This is a genomic window from Methanomicrobium antiquum, assembly GCF_029633915.1.
Classification (GTDB): Archaea; Halobacteriota; Methanomicrobia; order Methanomicrobiales; family Methanomicrobiaceae; genus Methanomicrobium; species Methanomicrobium antiquum.
Genome location: NZ_CP091092.1, coordinates 2,163,867 through 2,188,550 on the forward strand (window position 1 = coordinate 2,163,867; position 24,684 = coordinate 2,188,550).

The window sequence follows — 24,684 nt, forward strand, 5'->3', positions numbered from 1 at the left end:
ATTTTAAAAATAATGAAATCTGCACAGTATTTTCTACTGATTATATGTATCATAGTAATAATTTTCTTATCACTTGTTTTTATATCCTCTCAGGAGGAGAGTCCGTGCACTTCATGTTCTCCACCTGCCGGTATAAAAGTGGATGGTATTGCCCTTGAGGCCCTGCTGTCGGGTGATATGAATTATTTCCGGCAGGTTGACCCCCGCGATATCGGAAGGGCTATGGATATCAGCATTTATAGTGCTGATGACATAACCGGACAGGCAGATTACCTGGAAAGTATGTTTGAATCAGATAATTCATCTGATGAATATGCAGACTCTGCGATGGATTTTCAGACCGGTGTTGTGCTTGCATTGCAGGAGGCAAACAAAAATACACCGCGTTATTCTCCCCGGGAATATTTGGCAGGAAATCTTCCGCTGAATCTTTCACTTCTTGACAGTTTTGCATACTTACCGTCGGAATGGGATCAGACCGGAGGGTCGCCGGATCACTGTGGAAACTGCTGGGTATGGGCTGATACCGGCGCTCTTCAGATGGAGCTTTTCAGGCAAAAAGGCATCAGGGACCCCCTTTCTGTACAGTACTTTACATCCTCATACCACAACGGAACAGGGATTTGGGCCTGTTGCGGTGGAAGTCCGGTATTTTTTGCAGATTTTTATAATATAACAAAAAAGGCCATTCCTCTGTCAAACACGAATACATCATTTGCAGACTCCGCAACAATGTGTGAGAAGGGTGAATCCACATCAGTTCCGGCATCTACAATACAGACAACTCCATACTATCCCATCGAAGAGACGCATGCCGAGATGATTGCAACAAATGCAGTTTATGAAGAAGAGGACATCTCCAAAGAAACTGCAATTCATTCAATAAAATCCGCACTTGCATCCGGCAGTGCGGTTGTTATAATCTATACTCCGGACAACTGGGACTCATTTATGTCATTTTGGGAAAACGAAAATGAATCCGCAATTTTCAGGCCTGAATCAAAAGCAGGTGCAATAGGAAACGACGGCGGGCATGTCATGCTTATTCTTGGTTATAATGATACACCCTTAAAAGACGACAATTACTGGCTGGTGCTAAACAGCTGGGGAGCACCTGAAAACAGGCCGGACGGGACATTTAAGCTCGATATGGATCTTGATTATTCGATGCAGAATCCGGACGGAGCGAACACCTTTGAATTTTATGTGCAGAATGTAACATGGGGCGGGGGGATTTCAGGACTTTGAAGGGACAGGCACCCGGGGCATTTCCTGCCTGTTCTTTATTAATTTTTTTAATCCGGTAAGCTGTCTGCCTATGGCACAGCATTTAAAGAGCTTTTTGTCTTTGATGAATAAATTCACACCAATACTATCTATCTTTTAAAAAATGAAAAATGATTAAAGAATTTTATCGCCGGCGCCCTGACCGGGACTGCAGTTGAAGACATCGGTGATTTTAATTATAAGGAGTTCTTTTGCAGGGAAATTAGGCTTTTTTGCGAGAAACATCTTCTTTGCCTCTTCGTAATCAGCACCTGTTGAAATAAGTTCCGCATCACCTTTTATTTGGAAGCATCCCTTAATCCCCTCACCATAAATGTAAACAGCGGCTTTTTTTGTCTCTTTTATGTTAGTGGCGGTCTTGTTCATGTAATTGTTTAAAATCCAGATTGTTTCATCGTCTTTTAAGTATAATGATGCCATTGGTGCAACATTTGGTACATTATCTTTTGATGCTGTTGCAAGAGGTATAACTTTTGATTTTAAAAAGGCCTCTTTTACTTCTGCGTTTAATTTTACCATTTTTTCCTCACTTCTTTTTTTAATTATGATATTGTGTTTATTAACTTAAAAGTAGTGCAAAAAAAACCGCAAAAATACATATTTGAAAAATATGTTTCGAAAAGAAATTTTAAAAAAAATATCCATGAAACAAATTTTCATGCAGTGTTTTAGAAAATTATGATTTGATTTAAATCATGATTTTCATGATAATAGGATATAAAAAAATCTGATGTGAAATATTAAAAAAAAGAAAATTCTTAATTAAAGACAGCCGCTCCAGCCGCAGTTTTTGCAGATTCCGTTATTACAGCCTTCACCAAAATCAAGAGTACTGCCGCACTCAGGGCATTTACTCTTTTCAAACCCGCCAAAACCTGAAACTTCTGACACTTCCCAGTCTTCTAAAGTTGTAATCTGCTTTTTTGATGCCGCAAGATCAATGCACTTTCCGACAACATCAGCGCATGAAAGACCCTCTGATTTTTTGTTTCTGATAGCTGATACACAGTTTACTTTGGCAAACTGACGAATAAATTTCTGGTATGGGACGCCGTTTTGAAGCCCTGTTGAAATAGAACGGCCAAGAGCGTTTGAATTCGCCTCGCAACCGCCAATTCCTACAGTTCTTATAAAGACCTCCCAGGGAACATCATCAAGAAGATTTACTGTAACATAAAGACGGCAACATCCTGACTGGCAAAGATATGTCTTTCCGCAGAGCTCTTTTGGCCTTTCACTTCTCTTTTCAGACTGAATTAAACCCTGAGCATTTACATCTGCCTTATTTTCATTATCAGAATCTGATGAAAGTTCTAATACAACACTCTGGCGGCTTCCTGTTCTGTATATTGTAAGACCCTTTAACTTCTCATGCCATGCAAGAAGAAGAACGCTTTCAATATCCTTTTTTGTCGCAGAATTGGGCATATTAATTGTTTTTGAGATTGATGCATGAACATGCTTCTGAAATGCCGCCTGCATCAGAACATGCGAACGCCAGTCAATGTCAAGAGCGGTCTTAAAAATCCTTTTAAAATCGTCAGGAAGCCATTTTATCCCCTGAACTGATCCTGTTTTATGAACAGTATCAATTGCTTCGCGTTTTAGTTCTTCAGATTCTGATGCATTCTTTGCAACCGATTTTACAACCTTATCAAGTTCTCTCTCAAAAATCGGATGCAGAATTTCAAAAGTTTTCTGAACAGTATCCTTTCTTGTGTAGGCATATGAAAATACAGGCTCTATTCCGGATGAGCAGTCAGCAAGAATAGAGATTGTTCCTGTCGGAGCAATTGTTGTAACAGCGGCGTTTCTCACCGCATAATCTTCCCAGGCACTGCCTTTTAATGCCGGAAATTCAGATTTTTCTTCTGAGAGTCTGTGAGATTCATCAATTCCGATTTTGTTTACAAACTCCATTGTATCTTCGCAGAACTTCCTTCCTTCTAGTGAGTCATAAGGGATTCCAAGAATTAAAAGTGCATCATGAACACCCATCAGCCCAAGACCAATTTTTCTGGTTTTCTTTGTAGCTTCTTCAATCTGTGGAATAGGATATACGTTTTTGTCTATTATTTCATCTAAGAAACGGACAGCAAGCCTTGTGCTTCTCTCAAGTGCTGTTTTGTCAAGTTTTCCTTCTATTAAAAATTTTGAAAGGTTAAGAGAGCCTAAAACGCAGGATTCAAAGTGAAAAAGAGGCTGTTCTCCGCAGGGGTTTGTTGTGTCAATCAGTCCTAAATTCGGAGTCATGTTTTTTCTGTTTATCTCATCGTAGAACAAAACTCCAGGCTCTCCATTTGCCCATATTCCGTCAATAATTCCGTTCCAGACTGACCCGACTGTTATCTCCTCACCAGTGTCTGAGTGTTTAATCCAGGTGCGGTCAAACTCTCCTGCCTCAACAAGGCGCATGAACTCATCGTTTACCATAACGGAGATATTAAAATTTGATATATCCCCTTCGTTCTTTTTTGATTCGATAAATTTCAGGATGTCAGGGTGCCAGACATTTAAAATTCCCATGTTGGCACCTCTCCTTCTTCCGCCCTGTTTTATGACATCGGTGGCGGCATTAAACACCTTCATAAAGGAAATAGGCCCTGATGCAACGCCTTCTGTTGAGCATACAGACTCACCTTCGGGTCTTATGTTTGAAAAATTATATCCTGTTCCGCCGCCGGTTTTGTGGATGAGTGCTCCCCATTTGACTGCATCAAATATCTCCTCTATTGAATCGCCGACATAAAGCGTGAAACATGCCGAAAGCTGGCCTAATTTAGTTCCGGCATTCATTAGTGTAGGTGAGTTTGGAAGGAAGCGAAAACTTGCCATCTCCTCATAAAAATCAGAAATTTCCTTCTCGTCTTTTCCCATAGCTTTTGCCACTCTTCTGCATATGTCTTCAAATGAGGATTCTCCTTCCCGAAGGTAGCGGGCTTTTATTATGCTATCAATTATTGAACTTGTCATGGTATCTTTTCCATTAATATGGCGGTGGGGGTATATCTGGTATAGTATTGGTATTAACTTAGTGGCTTATAACAATAAAATTTTCAGGATGAGAAAATTTCAGAATGATCGTTGCCATGTAAAATTAGTTTTAGATGTTTTTTATCTTCATCTTCTTAATTATCTTCATCTTCTTAAATTTGAAAAAAAAAAAGGTTTATTCTTTGTTTTTTCTTTATGCTTTCCCCGAATGTTCTTCTCTTTTGAATTGGCCCTGATATTTTCGATAAATCCGGGAATCTTTAAACATCAAACCGGGGAATTGATGCGCCAGGTTTTGGGTCAAAGGCTCTTATTGCGGATATTCCCATAAATTCAAGAATTACAACTTCTGCGACAAGGTAGACTTCTGCAAATTCACGCAGACAGCCAGTTAGTGTTTCCTCTTTTCTTCCGGCTGATGTATGGATGTGAAGGGACGGGCCGTTTTCACTTTTGTAAACCGTTCCTATGCCGATTATTTCATGACCGCCGCTGATTATTATTTCGTTTGGCACAGGCGGAAAAACTGCTTCTTTTGGCCCTGTGATAAGTTTTGCTCTTTTAAGTGCACCCAAAAAGAAGAGAACTCCTGTATTAACATCTTTTTCTTTTAAAAAAATGCCAAGCGTTTCCAAAATGTCTTCTCCATTGTCAATCCTCAGTGTAAAAATTCTTCCCGGTGTTCCCTCTGCATATTCCATTAATTAAAGTAATTGTTAAATCCAGATAAAATGTATCTGTCTTAAAAAATACTGCCTCTAAAAAACCCTTAAAAAATTCTTAAAAAATTCTTAAAAAAACAATGACAAAAAGAAGGTTTTGGTTGTTTTAAAAATTAATTGCTTTAAGCTTTGATTGTTTCAGATTAGTTGTTTTAAATCCGGCATTTCGGGTTATTCGGGCTTTTCCAGGATGTAGTAGCCTTTTTCAAATTCTCTCTCAGTCATCCCCAAAGCTTCGTCAACCCTCTGGCGCATTCTGGCCCATTCGTTCTCGGCCGCCATCTCTACCATCTCTATCTCAACTGCTGCCTGGCTTTTTAAGCTGTCGACTGTATCAAACCAGGACTCAATTTCTTTACACCTTTCAGAAGTACAAAGTCTCATTCTTGTTTTGATGTCTGTCTCCATTCCTTTGATATTTTTCATTCGTCTTTTTGCCTGTTCGATGAATTCTTTCTGGGCAGGAGACATTTTCCTGACCTCTTCAGATACTGTCATTTTTTTCTTTCCCCCTTTTTTTGGATGGCGGGAATTATGATCTGAAGATATATATATTTATGCCACACATAAAATCTCAGTGAAAACTATCTTGCTGGTTTAAAAAAGCCTCATAAAAACAAGGGAAAAATGGTTAAAAAAATTCAAAAACAGGTTTAATTTATAATTAAGCCTCTTCTACAGAGACAGTCCAGTCGCCGTCACAGATGACGTTTAACAGATAATTACAGCTTTCTTTAATTGTTGTATTAATTGTGTTTTCATATGAACCGCCATTATGAAATGAAAGTGGCATCTGGCGGTTATCGTCCATAACACTGTTTCCGTAATAATCCATTAATGTGACAGATACAAATTCGCTGTTTTCTGTTTTTATTGTAAAATTATAATCTCCCTCATTAATCTGGAAGAATGGTGTTGCTTTGTTGGCCGCACCTGTAAATGTCTGCGGAACGATTCCGTTTATCATCTGCGGGAATGAAAAGGAAAGTGTCCAGTTGCCCTCTGTTTCCACTTCAATTGTTGCATTAGCGTCATCTTCAAGCGAGAATGCATAGGTCCAGTAGTATCCTGTGCCATCCATTGAATTCTTAGAAGCGCTTTTGTTATAGACATTGTTGATTGAAATTCCGTCTTTTATGGTTGTAATGCTCACCTGGCTTTTTACAGGTGAATCCTGTATCATTTTGAAAAGCGAAACTCCCTTTGGAAGATATAACTCTGTAGTTTTATTGCCTGTTCCACTGATATTCTTATATTTTGCTTCATCAAATCTCTCCGGCGTCTCATCAGGAGTTATTTCTATTGTTTTTTCATCTTTTATCTCCTGTTCTTCTGTTTGTAATGGTGTAGGTAAAGGGGTTTTATTGTCTTCACCTGAGTTGCCTGTGCATCCGGCGGTAATTACTGCTCCAAGAATTAAAAGAAATACAATTGCAGAAGAAAAAAGGATTGATTTAAGGGCTTTATTTTTTATCATAACATTTTTTTGTCGGTTTAGTATATTTAACTTTACAATTGAAATTCAAATTTGATTGAGCTTTTTTATCTAGATAGTTGTCTTTTTAAAAAGCCATGCTCCTGCAATTATTGTTGCCACTGAAAACATGCAAAGAACAATAAGACAGACAAAAGGATCGATCTGTGATGCGCCTGAAAGTCCGAATCTTATTCCTTCAACCCCGTATGTTAAAGGATCAAACATAGTCAGCGTCTTAAAAACCGGCGGAAGGCTTGATATTGGAAACATCGCACCTGAAAGTCCGAAGAGAGGGAATATTAAAAAACTCATTATAAGCTGAAATCCGTTCATATCCTCCATTCTTGACGCAATGGCAATACCAAGAGCTGTGAATGCAATTCCTATGAGGATCATAAAGCCTGCGGCGATTAAAATCCCCAAAATTCCCGGAAAGGACAGACCTATGAAAAGCGAGATAAAAAGAATGATCCCCCCCTGAATGATTGCGGTTGTTGCACCGCCGAATGTCTGGCCAAGCATTATTTCAATTCTTGATACAGGTGCAACAAGGGTTTCTTTTAGAAATCCAAACTGTTTATCCCATATTATTTGGATTCCGGCGAAAATTGATGTGAACAAAACACTCATTGATACAATTCCAGGAGCCAGAAATTCGGTGTAGTTTTCACCTGCACCCGGTATTGTCACAACAGAATTAAGTCCGAATCCTAAAAATATCAGGAAAAAAACAGGCATTCCAAGACTTCCGACAATCCGGCTTTTTGATCTTATATAACGCTTTATGCTTCTAAGCCATATTGTATAGATTACATCCATTTTCTAGTGCCTCCCCGGTCTTTTATGCATTGTCATTCTCATTCTGTCTTTGAAATCTGCCTCTTCATCGCGAATTCTTCTTCCTGTATAGTGAAGAAAAACATCCTCAAGAGTGGGCCTGTGCATAGAAACTGAGGTTATTGTTACTTTTAGTTTTGTTAGTTGTGAGATTATTTCTGTTAAATGCTCTTCGGCATTTGAAAGAGTAATTGTAAAAAAACCGTTGGAAAACTCCTGTTTATCTGACCACCAAAATCTGTTTGAAGATAATTTTTCCCTGTAGTCAGGCGATTTTATGGTAATTATATCTCCGCCGATTTTACTTTTGAGGTTCTCAGGAGTATCCATTGCTACAATTTTTCCTTTATCGATTATTCCTATTCTGTCGCAGAGCCTGTCTGCCTCTTCCATGTAATGTGTTGTGATGATAATGGAAATTTTGTAGTCCTGGTTTAATTTTTCAATATATTCCCAGAGGTAGTTTCTTGTCTGGGGATCGAGGCCGAGTGTCGGTTCATCTAAAAAAAGCACTTTTGGCCTGTGCAAAAGTCCTCTTGCAATCTCAAGCCGGCGTCTCATTCCGCCGGAAAATGTCTTTACAAGATCATCTTTTCGTTCGAAAAGCCCGACCAGCTTTAAAAGTTCCTCTGTTCTTTCATTGCGGGTTTCTTTATCAATTCTGTAAAGCCTTCCGTGAAAGTCCATGTTTTCCCATGCAGTAAGTTCCTCATCAAGACTCTGGTCCTGAAAGACAATTCCAATTGATTTTCTAACACCGTCTTGTGATTTTAAGATGTCATGTCCGAAAATCAAAGCCTTTCCTGATGTAGGGTTTTTCATTGTTGCAAGCATAGAAATTGTTGTTGTTTTTCCGGCGCCGTTTGGGCCTAAAAGTCCGAAAATTTCTCCTTTTTCTATATCAAATGAGATGGAGTCAACCGCTTTTAAATCCCCGAACTTTTTTGTTAAGTTTTTGACTGTGACAGCTTTCATTTATCCAAAATCCCCCTTAATTTTTCTAAGTATTCATCTGTAAGATTAAGAGCTTCAGCTTTTTTTTCAGGCGGAATTTTTTCAAGTGTAAATATTATTTCATGTATTTTATCCGTCTTTATGCCTGAATTTTCATGGAATATTTCAAAAAATATTTTTCTGAATACCTGCATCTTTTCTTCAGCGCTTTTTCTGTGTTCTATTGCGCTTTTTAAAAATTCTCTTCCTTCATCTGTTATTTCATAGATATTTTTTGAACGCTCTGCCGTTTTTAATAATTTTATCAACTTTTCTTCTTCCATTTTTTTAAGAGCAGGATAAAGTGTACCCTTGCTTGGAATCCATACCTCTTCTGTTTTATCAGAGATTTCTTTTATGAGATCATATCCTGACTTAGGCCCTTTTAGTAGTGAATGCAGTATATATATTCTTAAGAAACCACCGCGTCTTTCATGCCTTTCATATCTTTTGTGCACATCTCCTCTGCCTTCCTGCATTATATGCCTGTGAAACCAGGGAAATTCATCTTTGTCATTTTTCATCTGGACAATCTCCTTTTTTGATCTTTTTTGAAGCTCTTTTTGGTTCTTCTCTTATGTGTACTTTAACGCACAGTGCGCAATAGTACTATTAAAAGAAGTTTTATATAAATATTTGTTAAATTTGGTAAAATACTTCATGAAATGAATATTTCGTGCAATAGTATCAGTTAAAAAAATTCAAAAAAAATACTAAAAAAAGTCAGGAAAATCAAATTAGTCAGAATAGGAGATAATAATCAAAATCCGATTTAATAACCAGAATAGGAGTTAATAATCAAATAAAACTCAAAAAATATGTTATTTATAATCAGGACAGTTACATAATTAGAGCAATAGCAAAAGAAGGGAAAAATGATTATGAAAGTCCCTTCTTTTATTGGTAATTTCTGGTGTTTTGGGACAATTTCATTTTTTTGTCCTCACTTTTATTTTTAAGTGGTCCTATAAACATTTTCTGTGACAAAACTCGTTACGTTTCGGAATATAATTTTATGATACTGCCTAAGTTTGCCACCTCACTCAAATTCATTGTATTGTACAAGAATTAAATTTGACAGTTCCAGGAATTTTAGAAAAAGTTACAAAAAAAGCATCATTCCGGGCTTAAATTCTAAATGACTTTGGCATTATAAAAATAAAATTGATGTTTTGCATGCAAATATGTCCCAACTGTCAAATTCAATAACGATTATTTTTGATATTTTTGGGAATAATGCACTTTGAAAGACCAACTGGCAAAGTCAGGATACTGGCTTTCAAAGTGATTAATTAAATGATTGATAATGCGTTTTCTTCGGTAGAAGTTTAAATCCTGCCGGTTTACTTAATTTAATCAGATTATGAATAATATTTTTTTAATTAGAAAAAAAATAAATATCCTGTATTCTTATCAGAACTAATTTTTAAAGCCGTCAATGACGTAATTATGATCTTTGTATCTGAAAGTGACTCCATAAAATTTCTCAAAAAAAATCTCTTTTTCTTTCTCATCTGTAAGAGCCTTTGTCGTTCGATATTTTGGTTTGAGAATTTCTTTGATGAACGGGTAATCCTCAAAAGTTTTATCTGTAACATTAATTTCTTTATATCCCTCGCTGACAAGCTCTTCAATTGTACTGTTTGAAGGATACATCCATACAGTGCTCTCACTTACATTTATCAGCACCATGTGAAACCCATGGAATGCAGGGGTAGATTCTGTAGTTTGTATCACAGCTGCTGTTTTTTCAGGACTGGGTGTATTGATAATCTCACTTTCAGAGTCATTACTGCTGTTTAAGTCAGAAATTAGCATAAAAGCAGCTGCAATTATTATAAATGCCGCAATTATGGCAGGTATTAGTTGATTTCTTTTCATAATATCACCAAAAAAATTGAATTTAATTTATTCAGGCATATGATGCCACAACATTTCTGGTATTATATATTCTCAGCGCATTGTTATGGTAATAATTTCCATTGTAATCATTTGATGAATATTCATAACTTGTACTTCTTAATATTGGCGCCCATACAACTGACTGTGTTGTTGATCCCCAGTTCCACTGGTATGCCCTGTTATAATTTTCCTGATTTGGACCCTGCATTCCATCCTGATGATCAGCATCAAAAAGGTGCCCTATTTCGTGCAGAGTTGTTACAGTCCTGTCATGAATAATTGCATCATATGGAGAAGGATCATCAGCCATCTGTACCCATGCGTACCTCCTATCTTTTAGAGTATCTGCATCATATCCCCACGTTGCACCTACACCGGAACCTGGATCAGTACAGTCATACCCCCCCAGATAAATAGCAATGTCTGCAGATTTTGAGTTCAGATAACTAACCGGAACATGATTAATAAATGTACCTAATGGATCTTGTATGAGATTCTGGGCATCGGCAGCAAGTTCACTTGCTTTGGATGTATCATATGTGGCAATCAGATGTACATTAATATCTGATCTTCCCAACTGCTGGTTTGCCTGAAAGATAATTTCTTCAGCTGTATTCTGCCAGTCAGGTTCGTCATAGATCCATTTTGCATCTGTCATAACAAGCACTCTCACATAAGTCTTGCTTTTTGATGCTTTTTGCTCTTCCTCTATTTTAGCCTCTTCGCTTCTAATTTTCAACTCCTCATCAGACATTATAGAATGTGCAAGATAATCTTCAATGCCGTAGAGATATTCTCCTTCGACTCTAAGATCACTAACCCTGTATTCAATCTCGTACCTGTTTCCTAATAGATCTTTATCAGAAAGACTCTCAATGCAGTATTCCTCTCCGTTTAATATAATACTTGCAATTAATCCACAATCACTAATTGTCATTACAATTTTACTATTGTCAACATTTTTGAGGTGGCCGGAGTATGGAAGTGTTTTTGAATTTCCCCCTTTTTCTTCAACAATATACTCCTCTAATATCATTGTGTACTTTTTGCCGTCAATAATAACCGGCAATTCACTTTTTTTTGAAAGTTCATCTCTAAATCCCAAAATGTCAAATGATACCAGACTATATCTTCCTGCCTTTTGCTGAAATTGCTGTAATTGTAAATCCTGTTTAATCTGACCGGCATCTGCTTTTTTTGTAAATCCTTCAAAACAAACCAACGGAGTTGATAAATTTTCTTTTTCAGTCTCTTCTACAGCACTAACCGCCGGAACAAAAATTGCTCCGAGAAGTGCCATGACCATAAGCAGGCTCAAAGCCCGCATGCCTTTTTTCAGTTTCATTGTTTCTCCTCACTTTGCTTTAAAACCGGCATGCAAACCTTAATCTGCGATAATGCTGACATAGGAGATACCGGTTGTATCGCCGGTGAATGATTCAAAAGGAAAAGAAGGGGAATAGACTTGTCAAATCAGTCCCTTCTTTCTCCTGAAATTTCACTGGATTCTTTTTTTGGACAAAACTCCCCTGAGCTGTCCACATTGATGTTTTTGTAATGAGAATATAAACTAATTCTGTGTCAAAACTCGTCACGTTGTTAGAAGATCGAACTTCCTTAATATATGGGTTAATTAAAAAAGGAATGGAAGATTATATCGTTGGTTTCAGTGAATTTCTGATGCTTTTTAGTAATATTTATAATCTGTAAAGAATCCGGGGAGAATGACTGTGATACCATGATCCCCGGATTCTGCGGTATTTTCTCGAACAACCGCCTTCTTATGTTTAATGTCTGGTTATAAATTTTTTCTATATCAAAACTCGTCAGGTAAAAAACGTGACGAGTTTTGTCATATAAAAAGTATTAATGATTAATCTGAATTCTTATCTGTGATACCATGAAGTATTACTGGTTAGTATTATTATTTATTATCGGGGCGGCACTGACCGTTCCGGCAGTTTCTGCTAAGATAATTGAAGAAAAAGACGGGTATATCGTAACATCTGTGGATAATGCCTTTAATTTGTCTGACATTTTCATATTTCTCAGAGTCTATCTGAAATAACATCTGACTTAGTCAAAGAAAGAGTTCTATTTCCAATTTTGACTAATTCCTCACATCCAGTTGTACAATTTGATGAACATTTCATACTTTCATCCTCAGCACTAACCGCCGGAACTAACATCGCTCCGAGTTGTACCTTTCTAAATATTTTATAAGAAATTTGGTATTGATTCAAGAATTGTAATATCACCAGTTATACTGTATAAAAATACAGGAATTAAATTCATCTCAGCTAATATAAAGATCAATATTCCACATGAAAGAGAGATTGCTGATACAATGCGATCATGTTTTAGATAATAACTACCAAATCCAATTAAAGAAAGCCCAAATCCTCCTACAATAAATTTAATCATATATATTGGATAAATTAGGAGTGATAATGAACCTAATAAAGCTGAATCAATAAAGGGATACAAAATTGCATAAATCAGGAAAGGGACAATTAAACTTAGCATTGTATCATTCTCATCTTTAAAATAAATATAGGTCATAAAAACCGGAATTATATAATTTAAAACAATTATAGCCAGGAGTATTAATCTTAATGGCAATATTTTTTCAAGTTGGAATGAAAAAAATTCTATTATAATACGCACAATTAACAATGAAAATAGAACTAATACACTGTATATAAACAGATTATGGCTCAATCTGCCAGAAACGGATTTGATATTCTCAATTATTTTATTTTTCATATTTCTGTCTCCAAAAAAAGGAATTGAGATAGATAAAGATCAGAAATCAAAAATATAGCCCCATCCATCAAAGAAACCATCCCATGGATTTTGTAAGTATATCCATGATGCTGAAGCCTCATTTAATAAATCACTGTAAAGATGATCTCTGCCTGTATTTTCAGAATCAGGCATAGGTTCATGACCTAGTCCTGTAAATATTTCATAATGACAGTCGCCATAGCACCAATCATCATTAATACTTGAAGAATGATGACCATCAATCAAAACAAGGTGATAACGGTTTCCAAAATAGCTTCCATCTTCAACCTGATCACTTCCTATTGCGTCTTCTCCAACCGATTTAGTCCAGATCATATTATTTAGATTAGAACCATGCAAACCCCATCTGCTCCAGCCAAGTGCATTTCCCCAGCCTTTTTGAGAAAGTATTGACTTTACTTCATCAACAGTTTTATCAAAGAAGATTACATTTATTTGTCCTTCACTTGCGGATGTGCTTGTCTGTGCATTTATACATGGCCAGAGGTACATATCATTTGAACCAATGTGGATAATTGATGTTGTTGTACTGACCTTTGTTAAATCACCAACAGAAGAACTATATTTGTGATCTATCATCTTTTTAGCCTGATCACCAAATTGGCTGTAAAGAAACTTAATATATTCTGCATTTTCTTCTTCAAATTGCGCTTTTGTCATTGGTTTGTCATATTTCTTAGAGTCTATCTGAAAAATATCTGATTTAGTCAGAGGAAGATTAATATTTCCAATTTTAACAAATTCATCACATCCAGTTTTAGAATATAATGGACATTCCATAGTCTCATTCTCCGCACTAACCGCCGGAACAAAAATCGCTCCGAGAAGTGCCATGACCATAAGCAGGCTCAAAGCCCGCATGCCTTTTTTCAGTTTCATTGTTTCTCCTCACTTTGCTTTAAAACCGGCATGCAAACTTTAATCTGCAATAATGTAATTAAGTTAATTGCCAGTTGTATCAAATAGCAAACCAATCCTCCCCACATTATCAGAAGAATCAGATTCACTAAATTCCAGTTTCACTTCATGAAAAAAGACATTTTAACCCTGATAAACCGCTTCATAAAGAACCTGCTGTATTCAAGAGACTAATAAACGGACTGACGACTAGACACAGCAGAGAAAGTGGAATGGATTTTGTCCTCAACAGACCTCCAATACCTGCAATACCAAGACCCAAAGATGGAAGTAGGTGAGACCTCACAGAATTAAAATAGGCAGCAGTTATTTCATAAAATGATTGAACACTCATTTCTTCAGAAATTATAATTTGAATAAGCGGGATTAGCAAGGCAAAAATAATAAAAGGCACAACAAATACAATTATAAGCGCCAAATATTTTTTTGGAACAAAATACCTCTTTTTTCCAAGGGAACATATAATATCGGATTTTTCACCACCTGTACCAATATATACAATCAGAATTGGAACAATAAAAACCAGCAGATTAAGACCTGAGTCATAAATACCAATAATATTAATCAGCACTGATGCAAATGACATAAATAGGACTAATATTAATCCTGTAATCATAACGCGAAGAAATAAGCTCTTACTAATTTGACCAGAACTGATTCTAAATATCATCATATCGATTCCTTGATATTTCATTTGATTGAGTTAGTATCACTTAGAATATTACTGATTTTATCAACTAAATTTAATGGAAGAATTATCATTCCAATACCAATCGCTATTAGTACAATTGTTAATAATTTATTCTCTTTATAAAAACTCGATCCCATTCCTATAAAACTTAATCCAATTCCTTTTAATAAGATATATACAGTAAATAATTGAATAATCCCGCCATAGATGATCAACATAATTGTTGCATCAATTATTTTATATATTAATAATCCAAGAATAGGAAGCACAAAGGCTACTGTGTGAATGGTATCTTTATTGCATATTATAGTAACCATTACAGGAGAAATTATTCCAAAAATTAATGTAATACTAATAATAAGCATAGATGAAGGAATAAACGAAAAAAAGCTGCATATAACAATTATGAATCTTGGTATTAAAAGAAGTAAAACCAAAGAAAAAATAAAAATATAATTTTGTTTATTTAATTTTGCAATCATATTATCTCTTCTGGATTACTCCATCTTGAATAAATAACCAATACCCGAAGCTCCAGTTGAAGGATAAGCATTGTTAAGATTAACATTATATTTGCTCTCTAAAGGTAAATTGTTACTTAAAATAGAGCTATATAAATGATTTCTAGCTGTATCACAACTGTTTGAATACAAATAATGGTTCAAATCATCAGTGTCCCAATACTCATAATGACAGTTGCCAAAACACCATGCACCTTCATTAGAATCAGTATAACCCTCAAATAAAACAAGATGATACCTTGAACCAAAGTAATCTCCATCTTGCAATTGTGCATATCCGTGTGCATCCGAACCTGCACTCTGCACCCATGACATTGTATTTTGGTCAGAACCCCTTATACTATACTCTGTCCAACCATATGCACGCTCCCAATCTCCGGTGTTTTTTAGTTCAGTCGCGATTTCTGATCTCTCACGATTATAAAAAATTACATTATTAGGTCCTTTTATATCATTTGTATTGGTTCCACCACTAATCCATTTCCAAATATAAACATTATCATTGTCTATTTGGACCATTTCTGTAGATTTTTGGCTTTTGACAGCATCAACCGAATTGATTCTGTTATACTCTTGCTCTATTACTTTTTTGGCACTTGCTTCTCCTAGATTTTTAACCAAAAATTTATAATGAGCTTCATTCTCCTTATAAAATTCATCAATGTTATTGTTTGCATTAAAGGAATCTTTTACAGAGTTCAAATTAAGCACAACTTCTTTTATATCTAAACTTTTTTCATTCTCTAACGCACTAACCGCCGGAACAAACATCGCTCCTAATAGTGCCATTACCAATAGCAGGCTTAAAGCCCGCATACCGTTTTTCAGTTTCATATTTTTTACCTCGTTTAATTTCAAAAACCGGCATGCAAACCTTAATCTACGATAATGCGTCTAAGATAAAATGCCAGTTGTATCGCCGGTGAATGATTCAAAAGGAAAAGAAGGGTAATAGACTTGTCAAATCAGTCCCTTCTTTCTCCTGAAATTTCACTGGATTCTCTTTTGGGACAAAACTCCCCTGAGCTGTCCATATTGATGTTTTTGTAATGAGAATATAAACTAATTCTGTGTCAAAACTCGTCACGTTATCAGAAGATCGAACTTTCTTAATTTATGGGTTAATTTAAAAAAATGAAATTAAGGATTATATCTTTGGTTTTATTGAATTTCTGGTGCTTTTTAGTAATATTTATAATCTGTAAAGAATCCGGGGAGAATGACTGTGATACCATGATCCCCGGATTCTGCGGTATTTTCTCAAACAACCGCCTTCTTATGTTTAATGTCTGGTTATAAATTTTTTCTATGTCAAAACTCGTCAGGTAAAAAACGTGACGAGTTTTGTCATAGAAAAAGTATTAATGATTAATCTGAATGCTTATCTGTGATACCATGAAGTATTACTGGCTAGTATTATTGAGGATAACTAAAATCCCTACATTTTCCCAATAATGTTTGTAAATGGATGGAATGATCTACAAAATACAAAATTCAATCTAAAATTTTCTCAATCTGGTCATTTTTTGTAATATTTTTCTATAGCTACAGCTAGAGGCTCATCATTGTTGCAATCCTTTTAGTCGATACAAATTGTAAGCCAAACACGAAAATAAATTCTTGACATGTACCCTTTTGGCCGTTGTTTGCAAAACATGACCTCCATGGAAAGTACGCTTAATCACTGCATAAGGTAATTCAACCAAAGACCTAGTTCGGGATATTGCCCTGTTTCTCCGATTGTCTTTCTCTTTCAATGGGTTGTTTCTTGTTGCCCTTTTCATAGTTTTATCCATTGAAGCCTTTGGCTTAACCCCAAAATATCCCTTATCGCGGTACACTGTCTCACCCTTTTTTGAAAGATCGATTTTACTATCATGAACATTAGCAGGAGTTGTAGTAAATCGACGAATCATTAGATATTCCTTATCAATCAGAGTGTGAATTTTATAGCCAAAATATGATTTATTTCCCTTTTTACTCCATTTTCCATCTTTTGACCTTCTTGTTTGGGCTTCCTCTCCTCGTGGTTTATCTTTCTTGGCATGACCTGGATCTGACGTAATAAATGAAGCATCCTGGATAACTCCGCGAGTAATTGATATTCCCTTTTCTTCAATCTGTCTCTGTAATTCGTTCCAGATTTTATCTGAGATCTCAGCTGTTACTAATCTCTCTCTAAAAAACCAAATTGTCGAGTGATCTGGAATTTTTAATGGGTAGTTCAGAAAGTTTCGAAAAGAGATTCTATCGTTGGCTTGTCTTTCCAATTCGGGATCTGAAAGGCTATACCATTGTTGCAAAAGAAGCAATTTGAGCATCAATATTTCGTCGTAGTTGGGCCTTCCACCAAGTCCTGTTTTGTTCAGGAATAAAGGGTACAGGATTGGTCTAAAACATTCCCAGTCAATTATTTTTTCAACTTCACCTAACTTATCTCCTTTTGAGACAATCCGCGCATATTCATCTTTAAAAGCAAAATTAGCAAAGTTACTCATAATAATTCAGAGATCGGCGACTATAAAGTACTATCGGTAAGTGGGGGGTTTTTCGAAATTCTCTATTATTTATTATCGGGGCGGCACTGACCGTTCCGGCAGTTTCTGCTAAGATAATTGAAGAAAAAGATGGGTATATCATAACATCTGTGGATAATGCCTTTAATTTGCCTGATATTTTTAGATCCGGTTCATCATCAGTCTCACAGGGTCAGACAAAATGGTACTCAACGTCAGTTCCTACCGGGAAAACTGCTTTTTATGCAGATTTGAACTGGGGCGATTCATCAGATTCACTTGCTCTTACTGTTGTGGCTCCTGACAGAACATTTGGTCCGTATTATGATTCGGCAGACGGGCGAACAGACGGCCGGATTGATATAAAGATTTCAAAATCCGGCGGGATTTCTTCCGGCACGTGGCGGTCAAAGGTATATGGATACAGTGTAAATGGTGGTCAGAGTTACACATATTCAGCATCTGCGAGATAGATCATAACCCTTTTTTTATAGAACATGATATATTTACAAATGAAAAGAATGATCAAATGCTCTTTGTTACTGGTCATTTTTGTTATATGTTCTTGTATTTATTGTTCAGCGGCTGCTCCATTTATTGATGATTACGTTGTTGAGCCTGTCACGCCTGATATGGATACCGGCACGCCTCTTGAAACTGTTCAGGTCGATTTCTGGGATCTTCCTCCGGGAATTATCCTGCTTGCATTTGCCCTTTCTTTATCGTCATTTCTTGGTCTCCCTCTTGAATTGATTTTATCTATTAAACTTTGTCTTTATTTTGGATATCACAAACTATCAAAAAGCGAAGTTTTCTCTAATGATGCACGAGACCGGATTCATGACTGTATCAGGGAAAATCCCGGGATTATTTTTTGTGATCTTGTCAGGATGACCGGAATAAACCGTGGATGTATCAGTTATCATCTCTTAATCCTAAAGCAGATGCATAAAATTACTGCTTTGGAATCTTTTGGCAATCCGGGATACTTTGAAAATTCGGGAATGTATACTGAGGCTGAAAAAATTTTATTGAAGTATATCCGAAATGATAAACACTACAGGATTTTCAGGTTACTTATGAAAGAGCCAAATCTGAATCGAAATTCTCTTGGAAAACATCTTGGTATATCTCCATCAACAGTCAGCTGGCACATTAAAAGGCTATGTGATGAAAATTTAATTTTAAATAAAAAAACAGGTAGAACTGTTTTTTATGAGATAAACCCGGAAATCTACCAGTACCTGGAAAAATATATTGTACTAAATGAGGATACAAAATCATCACTGACATCTGAGTAAATTTCCGGGTTTTGATCTTTTCTCTCACTATTGCCCCAGAACTGTTTCAAAATTAATTAAATAATTGTTGAATTATTCCGAAACTTTCTCCAGAATATGCTCAATATTGTCGATCTTTTTTTCCATCCTCTCAATAGTCTGCCTGAGCAGTGATATCTCAGTTTTAATATCCGGAATTTCGTTATTCCTGTCTGATGCAGATTTGAGCTGTTTATCCAGCCATTCCTTAAAATCACGGGTGTCTCCCTCCGTAAATATTCCTGTAAGTTTTGTGTTCATCTATTTTCCTCTGTTTTTTTTAATGTAGCAGGATGGTAGCAGGATGTAATGTCATTCAGACACCTTCTCCAGAAGGTCAGAAATGTTATTTACTTTTTTCTCAATCTCTTCCATCCTGCTGCTCATAACTGCCAGCCCTGCATTGGTATTTTCAACGGTGCTCCTGCTTTCTGCCAGTAAATCCATTTTTGACAGCATTGCGTCCATGTATTTCTCAATCCATGCCTTTACATGTGCTCCAATTATGCAAAGAACAATAACTATCAGGATAATTGGGAATAATTGCACTAATATCGATAAAGAGGAAAACAGTATCATTCCCAAACCATTGATTGATAATCCTAGTATAGATGCAACAATTGCTATTGCCGGTATCACAACCAATACGAATACTGTAAGCAGAATAACGGTCTTTGTAATCCAGTGAAATTCCCTTACGGTTTTAAAATCCATTTTTAATCATCTCCAAGTTTTGAAATAAGTTCGAGATTTAAAACAAATTCAAAAGGCACGGCCTTGTAATATCGTTTAAGATATGGTGGCTCTTCTCCTACACGATTGGTTCCTGTTACAAGCCCTGCCTTTTCGAACTGTTTTAGGTAAATGTTTACAAGCGGCCGGGAGATTCCGACCTCTTCTGAGATCTCCCGTGCAAATTTTTCTTCGTGCGTTATCGCTTTGAGTATGTTGAGCCGCTGTTCATTTCCAAGAAAATTGAGTAGTTTTGCAAGTTCTGTTACTGTGGCGGGTTTCAGCATGCTTATGTGTTTATATATTTTTACACATGATAAACTTTTTTATCAATTTATGATATTGAAATATAACTTTTACAGTGATCTCTAACCTTAAAATCAATGTAAATAAAGATTGTACTTTTTTTAAGTGAAAATACAACTAAAAATAACTGCTCTATATACGTTTTTTAGATTCATAGTAGTAAAGCATGAAAAATTTCATACCCGGAGAAAAAAATCAGATTTGATTTATAAGGGCAGACAATTCACGGCTCCATTCTGTGTTTACCGACAATATCCTTAAAAATCTCCTCTTCATCGCGTGTATCACAAAAGCGGCTGAAATATCTGTTAATATTTTTAATATCCCTTACAAGGAACTTAACTGCACCCGGATGTTCGGGTGTTACTGCCTGGCCCATATCTATTATAATGTGTTCTTCTCCATCGTAGAGGATATTGAATTCGGAAAGATCTGCATGAACAAGGTTTGCCTTGTTAAAAAGAGTATTTATGTCTGCTAAAATTGCGTGATAAAGCCTTTTTCCCTCTTCATTATCTATTTTTACCTGTCTTAGTTGCGGGTATGCTTTTTCGTCTTCGCCGCAAAACTCCATAAGAAGTATATTTCTGTCAAAAAATAGTGCCTCAGGACACCTTATTCCTGCATCTCGGGCACGAATCAGGTTTGAGTACTCCTTTTTTGTCCAGGCAAAAATCACCTCTTTTTTGGATTTTCTGACAGACGAAAACCTGGGGTCACCTGCCATATATTCACCCATTGTATTGAAATTTGCAGACTGAATCCTGTATATTTTTATTACTATTGATTTTCCTTCGGCATCCTCGGCATAAAAGACATTAGCTTCCTTTCCAGTCGAAATCGAACCGCCTATTACTGAAATTTTTCCTTTGTGGACAAGTTTGTAAAGTGCAAGAAGGGTCTGGTCATCAAAGACGTTTTCCAGGACCTTCATCTGGTCCGCATCCTTTATCCGCACGCCTTTTTTCTCGACCTCGCGGTCAAATTTCTCAATCAGATCAAAATCTCTCAATTATTCACCATATTTTGCAGTTATTCTATCCAGAAAAATAGCTCTTCTCTTAGATAATCCTAACTCATAAAAGAAGAAAAAGTCAGCCTGAGTAATTATAAGAGTTTCTAATCTCATGAATACTTTAAAAAGGCTGTAAATGCCGGAATAATTTTTTTATAATAAATATCAGAAAAAATTATGAAAAATTTTATGAATTATCTTCTTTTTCCATAAAAAGCGGAATAATTCCTGCAATCGATGTTCTGTCACCAATCACCACTGCTGTATCGCCTTCTTTTAATACTGTATTTTTCTGAGGCGCTATCTCATCCTTTTCAGCCCCGCCTCTTCTGATTGCAATAACTGAAACTCCGTAATTTGCCCGAAGCATAAGTTCTCCGAGGCTTTTTTTACAGACTTCTGAATTTTTGCCGACATGAATCTGTTCGACAGAGTTTCTTCTTTTAGGGAGCTTTTCATCGGCAGACTTTAACCTTGAGCTGAAGTGTCCGAATAATCCCGTCTTTGTGTCAAAGTTTATGTCAGGCAGAACCTGTTTTTCGAAGTACTGATCGTATAATTCACATCTTATCTGTCTGACTAACTGATCAAGTTCCTGCTGGGGCACCTGCTCGTTTGCAAGAATTCTTCTGAAAATCTGAATTGCGGCCTCTCTTTCATCAACAATCACTTCATCAGCACCAAGATGGTAAAGCTCTGCAATCTCAGAGATGAATCTTGAGCGTGTGATGATTCCAATTTTAGGGTTTTTTCGTCTTATTGTAGTAATAACTGCCTTTACAGCCGCAGTATCAGGAATTGTAAGAATTATTGCCCTTGCAGTGTCAATTCCGGAATGTTCAAGTACGGATTCATGTCTGGCATCGCCATAAACGACATTCTCACCTTTTTCCCGTTGGGATTTAATTGTATCAGGGTTTAATTCAATGATAACGTAATCAACACCCATTTTTCTTAAGGCTTTTGCAACGTGTTGACCGACAACACCGTATCCGGCAATAATGACATGATCGTTTGGTTTATGGAGAATTTTTTCATCGGCCGGAATTTTATCATTCTCCATGTCTGCATCAGCAGATGATGTTGTAGAAACAGATGAACTGTCGTGAAAAACACCCCTTCTCCCTGAGAAATAACTATTCAGTTTAGGAGCGAAATCGACAATAAATGGAGTTATTGCCATTGTTATTATAGATACAGCAAGTAATATCTGGTAAAAATCATTAGTTAAAATGCCTGTTGAAAGACCGGTGGAACCAAGAATAAATGAAAATTCTCCAATCTGTGAAACTCCTGCCGCTGATAAAAACGCTGCACCTGATGCAACCCCGATTGCTTTTATGCTTACATAGTTTATCAGACTCTTTCCAATAATAACAGCTATTGCAAGAAGAATTACAGCAAGCAGGTGGTCTGAAAGAAATGAAAGGCTCAGCATCATTCCGATTGATACGAAGAAAAAACTTGTCAGGATATCACGAATAGGCATAATCTGCCCGACAACCTCATGGCTGTACTCAGACTCGGAAATTGCAATTCCTGCAAGGAATGCTCCAAGTGCAAGTGAAACGCCGTTTAATGACATAAGCCAGGCAATGCCGAAGCATATTACAACGATGGTTATTATGAAAAGTTCGTTGCTTCTAATCTCTGCAACTTTATTCAAAAGGCGGGGTACTAAAAATATTGCAGCAACAAGGATTATGCAAAGAAGAATCATGCCGAAGATAAGGTTTAGAATCTCCATTGTGATATTTCCTGATGATGTTCCTGCAATAATCGGAACAAGAAGCATCATTGGAATAACGCTAATATCCTGAAATATCAGGATGCCAAGCGATGTTTTCCCATGTACTGAGTTTATCTCCCCTTTCTGCTGGTATAGATTCATAATAATGGCGGTTGATGACGGAGCAACCATAAATCCGGTTAAAATTGCGACATTAAATTCAAATCCGAGATGAATCATTATTGCAATTACAGAAACTGTTGTAAGAACAAGCTGAAGACCTCCTGTAACAAGAATTTTCTTTCTCATCGCAAGCAGATTTTTTAAGGACATTTCAAGTCCTATGGTAAACATTAAAAGAATTACTCCAAGTTCTGCGAGAAGAGATACATGCTCGTCTGTTACAAGACCAAGAAGAGAGGGGCCGACAATGATCCCGGTCAGGAAATATCCGATAATCATTGGAAGATTAAAATGCCTTCCAATAAAAAGGACAACAAGTGCACAGGCAAGTATTATAAATACCGCCATTATAAGTTCAGTTTCCACATCCATATGATAGTTCTCTTTGTTTTTTTCAGGTAATTTTCATGGATTAATTTATTCACTTTTTTTTATTCGGCTTTTAAAGCAGAGATGTTCTCCTCTCTAAATTTCATTAGAAAAATAATGATTTTTTAGTATTTACCGGTTGTGAGAATAAATGTTTTAACAAATATAATCATGTATTTAAAAAAAAGATATTTCGATTTTAAAGCCCGAGATAATCCCTTGCCGGCGATAAAACTTCAATCAGACCTTCGGTGCACGCAGCTTTTAAGTCAGCAGGATGGATTTCGCCATTTGCATATGCACCTTCGCACTCTTCATATGAGGAGAGTTCGCGGTTGCCTCCGAATTTTTCTGAACGCTTCAGGGTTATTGTTTCAAGCCTTGGGAATACATGATATTTTAAAACCTGAAGAACCGGATTTTCCTCTGTCTCCGGCGGGCAAAATGCCTTTTTCATCTTCTTTCTTATGCTCTCTTCAGTTTCTGCAACTGAGATGAAGTTTCCTTCAGATGATGACATCTTCCTGCCGTTAAGTCCGTTTATGATTGGGGTGTGCATGCAAAGCGGTGCTTTTGCGCCGATTGAGGGGAGATACTCACGTGCAAGCATGTGAATCTTTCTCTGATCGATTCCGCCAAGAGCCATGTCAACACCTAAGGTGTGGATGTCCACCATCTGCATGATTGGATATACCATCTGTGATACATGTGGTGCGTCCATGTTTCGCCCGACCTCGTCCATGCTCCTTGTTGCACGGTTAAGGGTTATCTGCTGTGCAAGACGGAGAACATTTATCTGGTAGTCAGGATTTAGCTGAACGTCAGTTCCTAAAATAAACTCTACGTTTTTCCCCTTTAATCCTACTGCCTCAAAACAGCGGCGGTTGTAGTCTGCAAGCTCTGCAACCTTCTCCATATCGCCTTTCTGGTTTAAAAATGCGTGAAGGTCTGCCAGCAAGACTTTAATTTTAAATCCTGCATCACGAAGATCCATTAATTTATTTATTGTGACGAGATGTCCGAGGTGAATCTCTCCTGAAGGTTCATATCCTGTATATACTGATTTTTCAGGTTTTTGCATGAGAGCCTTTAGTTCATCCTCTGTTACGATCTCGACTGTATTTCTTGTTGCAAGTTCGTATGAATCCATTCGTTATATTTTGGATGGGAAGGAGGATTAAATTATTTGTGAGTGTTGAATTATTGCCAAAAAATTTTGAAAATTTTTGTTTAACCTTGGTTTAAATTTGTTTTCAATGAAGTGATTTTTTTGCTTATTTAGTATTTTTTAATAGCTTTTTAAATAGGTTTTTAACAGGTTTTAGTAGTATTTTTAGGATATTTTTTTAATATCCGCCTGATAAT

Annotated in this window: 26 protein-coding genes; 4 read left to right on the forward strand and 22 right to left on the reverse strand. The window is 36.5% G+C overall.

The genetic code is table 11. The features are described 5' to 3' along the window. Positions 1-12: 12 nt before the first annotated feature. Positions 13-1,248: a C1 family peptidase gene (locus L1994_RS10620; RefSeq protein ID WP_278099410.1), complete on the forward strand. Its 1,236-nt coding sequence runs from the start codon at positions 13-15 to the stop codon at positions 1,246-1,248. 153 nt (positions 1,249-1,401) lie between these two features. Here L1994_RS10620 and L1994_RS10625 read toward each other — a convergent pair whose 3' ends face one another. The 10 genes from L1994_RS10625 to L1994_RS10670 form a co-directional block, all read right to left on the reverse strand. After that, positions 1,402-1,806 carry a pyridoxamine 5'-phosphate oxidase family protein gene (locus L1994_RS10625; RefSeq protein ID WP_278099411.1) on the reverse strand — a complete coding sequence of 135 codons (405 nt, stop codon included), beginning with the start codon at positions 1,804-1,806 and terminating at the stop codon, positions 1,402-1,404. A 243-nt stretch (positions 1,807-2,049) separates the two neighbouring features. Further along, positions 2,050-4,260: an adenosylcobalamin-dependent ribonucleoside-diphosphate reductase gene (locus L1994_RS10630; RefSeq protein WP_278099412.1), complete on the reverse strand. Its 2,211-nt coding sequence runs from the start codon at positions 4,258-4,260 to the stop codon at positions 2,050-2,052. Positions 4,261-4,541: 281 nt separating this feature from the next. Beyond that, complete coding sequence (locus tag L1994_RS10635) at positions 4,542-4,982, reverse strand: PPC domain-containing DNA-binding protein (protein WP_278099413.1); 441 nt, start codon at positions 4,980-4,982, stop codon at positions 4,542-4,544. A 192-nt stretch (positions 4,983-5,174) separates the two neighbouring features. Next, complete coding sequence (locus L1994_RS10640; RefSeq protein ID WP_278099414.1) at positions 5,175-5,501, reverse strand: hypothetical protein; 327 nt, start codon at positions 5,499-5,501, stop codon at positions 5,175-5,177. Positions 5,502-5,667: 166 nt separating this feature from the next. Next, positions 5,668-6,480, reverse strand: coding sequence for a hypothetical protein (locus L1994_RS10645; protein WP_278099415.1), 813 nt, complete (start codon positions 6,478-6,480; stop codon positions 5,668-5,670). 69 nt (positions 6,481-6,549) lie between these two features. Then, on the reverse strand, positions 6,550-7,299 hold the full coding sequence (locus L1994_RS10650) for an ABC transporter permease (protein WP_278099416.1): 750 nt from the start codon (positions 7,297-7,299) through the stop codon (positions 6,550-6,552). Between the two features lie 3 nt (positions 7,300-7,302). Then, positions 7,303-8,292 carry an ATP-binding cassette domain-containing protein gene (locus L1994_RS10655; protein ID WP_278099417.1) on the reverse strand — a complete coding sequence of 330 codons (990 nt, stop codon included), beginning with the start codon at positions 8,290-8,292 and terminating at the stop codon, positions 7,303-7,305. Next, positions 8,289-8,834 carry a PadR family transcriptional regulator gene (locus L1994_RS10660; protein ID WP_278099418.1) on the reverse strand — a complete coding sequence of 182 codons (546 nt, stop codon included), beginning with the start codon at positions 8,832-8,834 and terminating at the stop codon, positions 8,289-8,291. Before L1994_RS10660 ends, L1994_RS10655 begins: the two co-directional genes overlap by 4 nt. A gap of 895 nt (positions 8,835-9,729) precedes the next feature. Then, complete coding sequence (locus L1994_RS10665; RefSeq protein ID WP_278099419.1) at positions 9,730-10,191, reverse strand: hypothetical protein; 462 nt, start codon at positions 10,189-10,191, stop codon at positions 9,730-9,732. A 31-nt stretch (positions 10,192-10,222) separates the two neighbouring features. Continuing rightward, the gene (locus L1994_RS10670; RefSeq protein WP_278099420.1) at positions 10,223-11,557 is read right to left on the reverse strand and encodes a zinc metalloprotease; all 1,335 of its coding nucleotides are present in this window, start codon (positions 11,555-11,557) and stop codon (positions 10,223-10,225) included. Between the two features lie 555 nt (positions 11,558-12,112). Between L1994_RS10670 and L1994_RS10675 the strand changes: the two genes are divergently transcribed. Further along, a complete protein-coding gene (locus tag L1994_RS10675; protein WP_278099421.1) occupies positions 12,113-12,280 on the forward strand; it encodes a hypothetical protein in 168 nt (55 codons plus the stop codon). A 149-nt stretch (positions 12,281-12,429) separates the two neighbouring features. On the opposite strand, the gene L1994_RS10680 is transcribed toward L1994_RS10675, so the two are convergent. From L1994_RS10680 to L1994_RS10705, 6 genes are all read right to left on the reverse strand, one after another. After that, positions 12,430-12,978, reverse strand: coding sequence for a hypothetical protein (locus L1994_RS10680; RefSeq protein WP_278099422.1), 549 nt, complete (start codon positions 12,976-12,978; stop codon positions 12,430-12,432). Between the two features lie 39 nt (positions 12,979-13,017). Next, positions 13,018-13,899 carry a hypothetical protein gene (locus L1994_RS10685; RefSeq protein WP_278099423.1) on the reverse strand — a complete coding sequence of 294 codons (882 nt, stop codon included), beginning with the start codon at positions 13,897-13,899 and terminating at the stop codon, positions 13,018-13,020. Between the two features lie 181 nt (positions 13,900-14,080). After that, positions 14,081-14,632, reverse strand: a complete 552-nt coding sequence (locus L1994_RS10690; RefSeq protein ID WP_278099424.1) for a hypothetical protein — start codon at positions 14,630-14,632, stop codon at positions 14,081-14,083. Further along, on the reverse strand, positions 14,629-15,111 hold the full coding sequence (locus L1994_RS10695; RefSeq protein ID WP_278099425.1) for a hypothetical protein: 483 nt from the start codon (positions 15,109-15,111) through the stop codon (positions 14,629-14,631). Before L1994_RS10695 ends, L1994_RS10690 begins: the two co-directional genes overlap by 4 nt. A 15-nt stretch (positions 15,112-15,126) precedes the next feature. After that, the gene (locus L1994_RS10700; RefSeq protein WP_278099426.1) at positions 15,127-15,984 is read right to left on the reverse strand and encodes a hypothetical protein; all 858 of its coding nucleotides are present in this window, start codon (positions 15,982-15,984) and stop codon (positions 15,127-15,129) included. Positions 15,985-16,712: 728 nt separating this feature from the next. Beyond that, positions 16,713-17,648 carry an IS5 family transposase gene (locus L1994_RS10705; protein ID WP_278099427.1) on the reverse strand — a complete coding sequence of 312 codons (936 nt, stop codon included), beginning with the start codon at positions 17,646-17,648 and terminating at the stop codon, positions 16,713-16,715. Positions 17,649-17,815: 167 nt separating this feature from the next. Here L1994_RS10705 and L1994_RS10710 point away from each other — a divergent pair, with 167 nt between their 5' ends. Together L1994_RS10710 and L1994_RS10715 are read left to right on the forward strand one after the other, a co-directional pair. Next, positions 17,816-18,139 (forward strand): peptidase domain-containing protein, encoded by a 324-nt coding sequence (locus L1994_RS10710; RefSeq protein ID WP_278099428.1) that lies wholly within the window; start codon positions 17,816-17,818, stop codon positions 18,137-18,139. Between the two features lie 39 nt (positions 18,140-18,178). After that, positions 18,179-18,967, forward strand: a complete 789-nt coding sequence (locus L1994_RS10715) for a winged helix-turn-helix transcriptional regulator (RefSeq protein ID WP_278099429.1) — start codon at positions 18,179-18,181, stop codon at positions 18,965-18,967. Between the two features lie 72 nt (positions 18,968-19,039). Here the strand turns inward: L1994_RS10715 and L1994_RS10720 are convergent, their stop codons facing one another. From L1994_RS10720 to L1994_RS10745, 6 genes are all read right to left on the reverse strand, one after another. Next, the gene (locus L1994_RS10720) at positions 19,040-19,246 is read right to left on the reverse strand and encodes a hypothetical protein (protein ID WP_278099430.1); all 207 of its coding nucleotides are present in this window, start codon (positions 19,244-19,246) and stop codon (positions 19,040-19,042) included. Between the two features lie 51 nt (positions 19,247-19,297). Further along, the gene (locus L1994_RS10725) at positions 19,298-19,699 is read right to left on the reverse strand and encodes a hypothetical protein (protein ID WP_278099431.1); all 402 of its coding nucleotides are present in this window, start codon (positions 19,697-19,699) and stop codon (positions 19,298-19,300) included. 2 nt (positions 19,700-19,701) lie between these two features. Continuing rightward, complete coding sequence (locus tag L1994_RS10730; protein WP_278099432.1) at positions 19,702-20,004, reverse strand: ArsR/SmtB family transcription factor; 303 nt, start codon at positions 20,002-20,004, stop codon at positions 19,702-19,704. Positions 20,005-20,246: 242 nt separating this feature from the next. After that, on the reverse strand, positions 20,247-21,035 hold the full coding sequence (locus tag L1994_RS10735; protein ID WP_278099433.1) for a serine protein kinase RIO: 789 nt from the start codon (positions 21,033-21,035) through the stop codon (positions 20,247-20,249). Positions 21,036-21,225: 190 nt separating this feature from the next. Continuing rightward, a complete protein-coding gene (locus L1994_RS10740; protein ID WP_278099434.1) occupies positions 21,226-23,322 on the reverse strand; it encodes a monovalent cation:proton antiporter family protein in 2,097 nt (698 codons plus the stop codon). A gap of 196 nt (positions 23,323-23,518) precedes the next feature. Then, on the reverse strand, positions 23,519-24,469 hold the full coding sequence (locus L1994_RS10745) for a tyrosine--tRNA ligase (protein ID WP_278099435.1): 951 nt from the start codon (positions 24,467-24,469) through the stop codon (positions 23,519-23,521). Between the last annotated feature and the right edge of the window lie 215 nt (positions 24,470-24,684).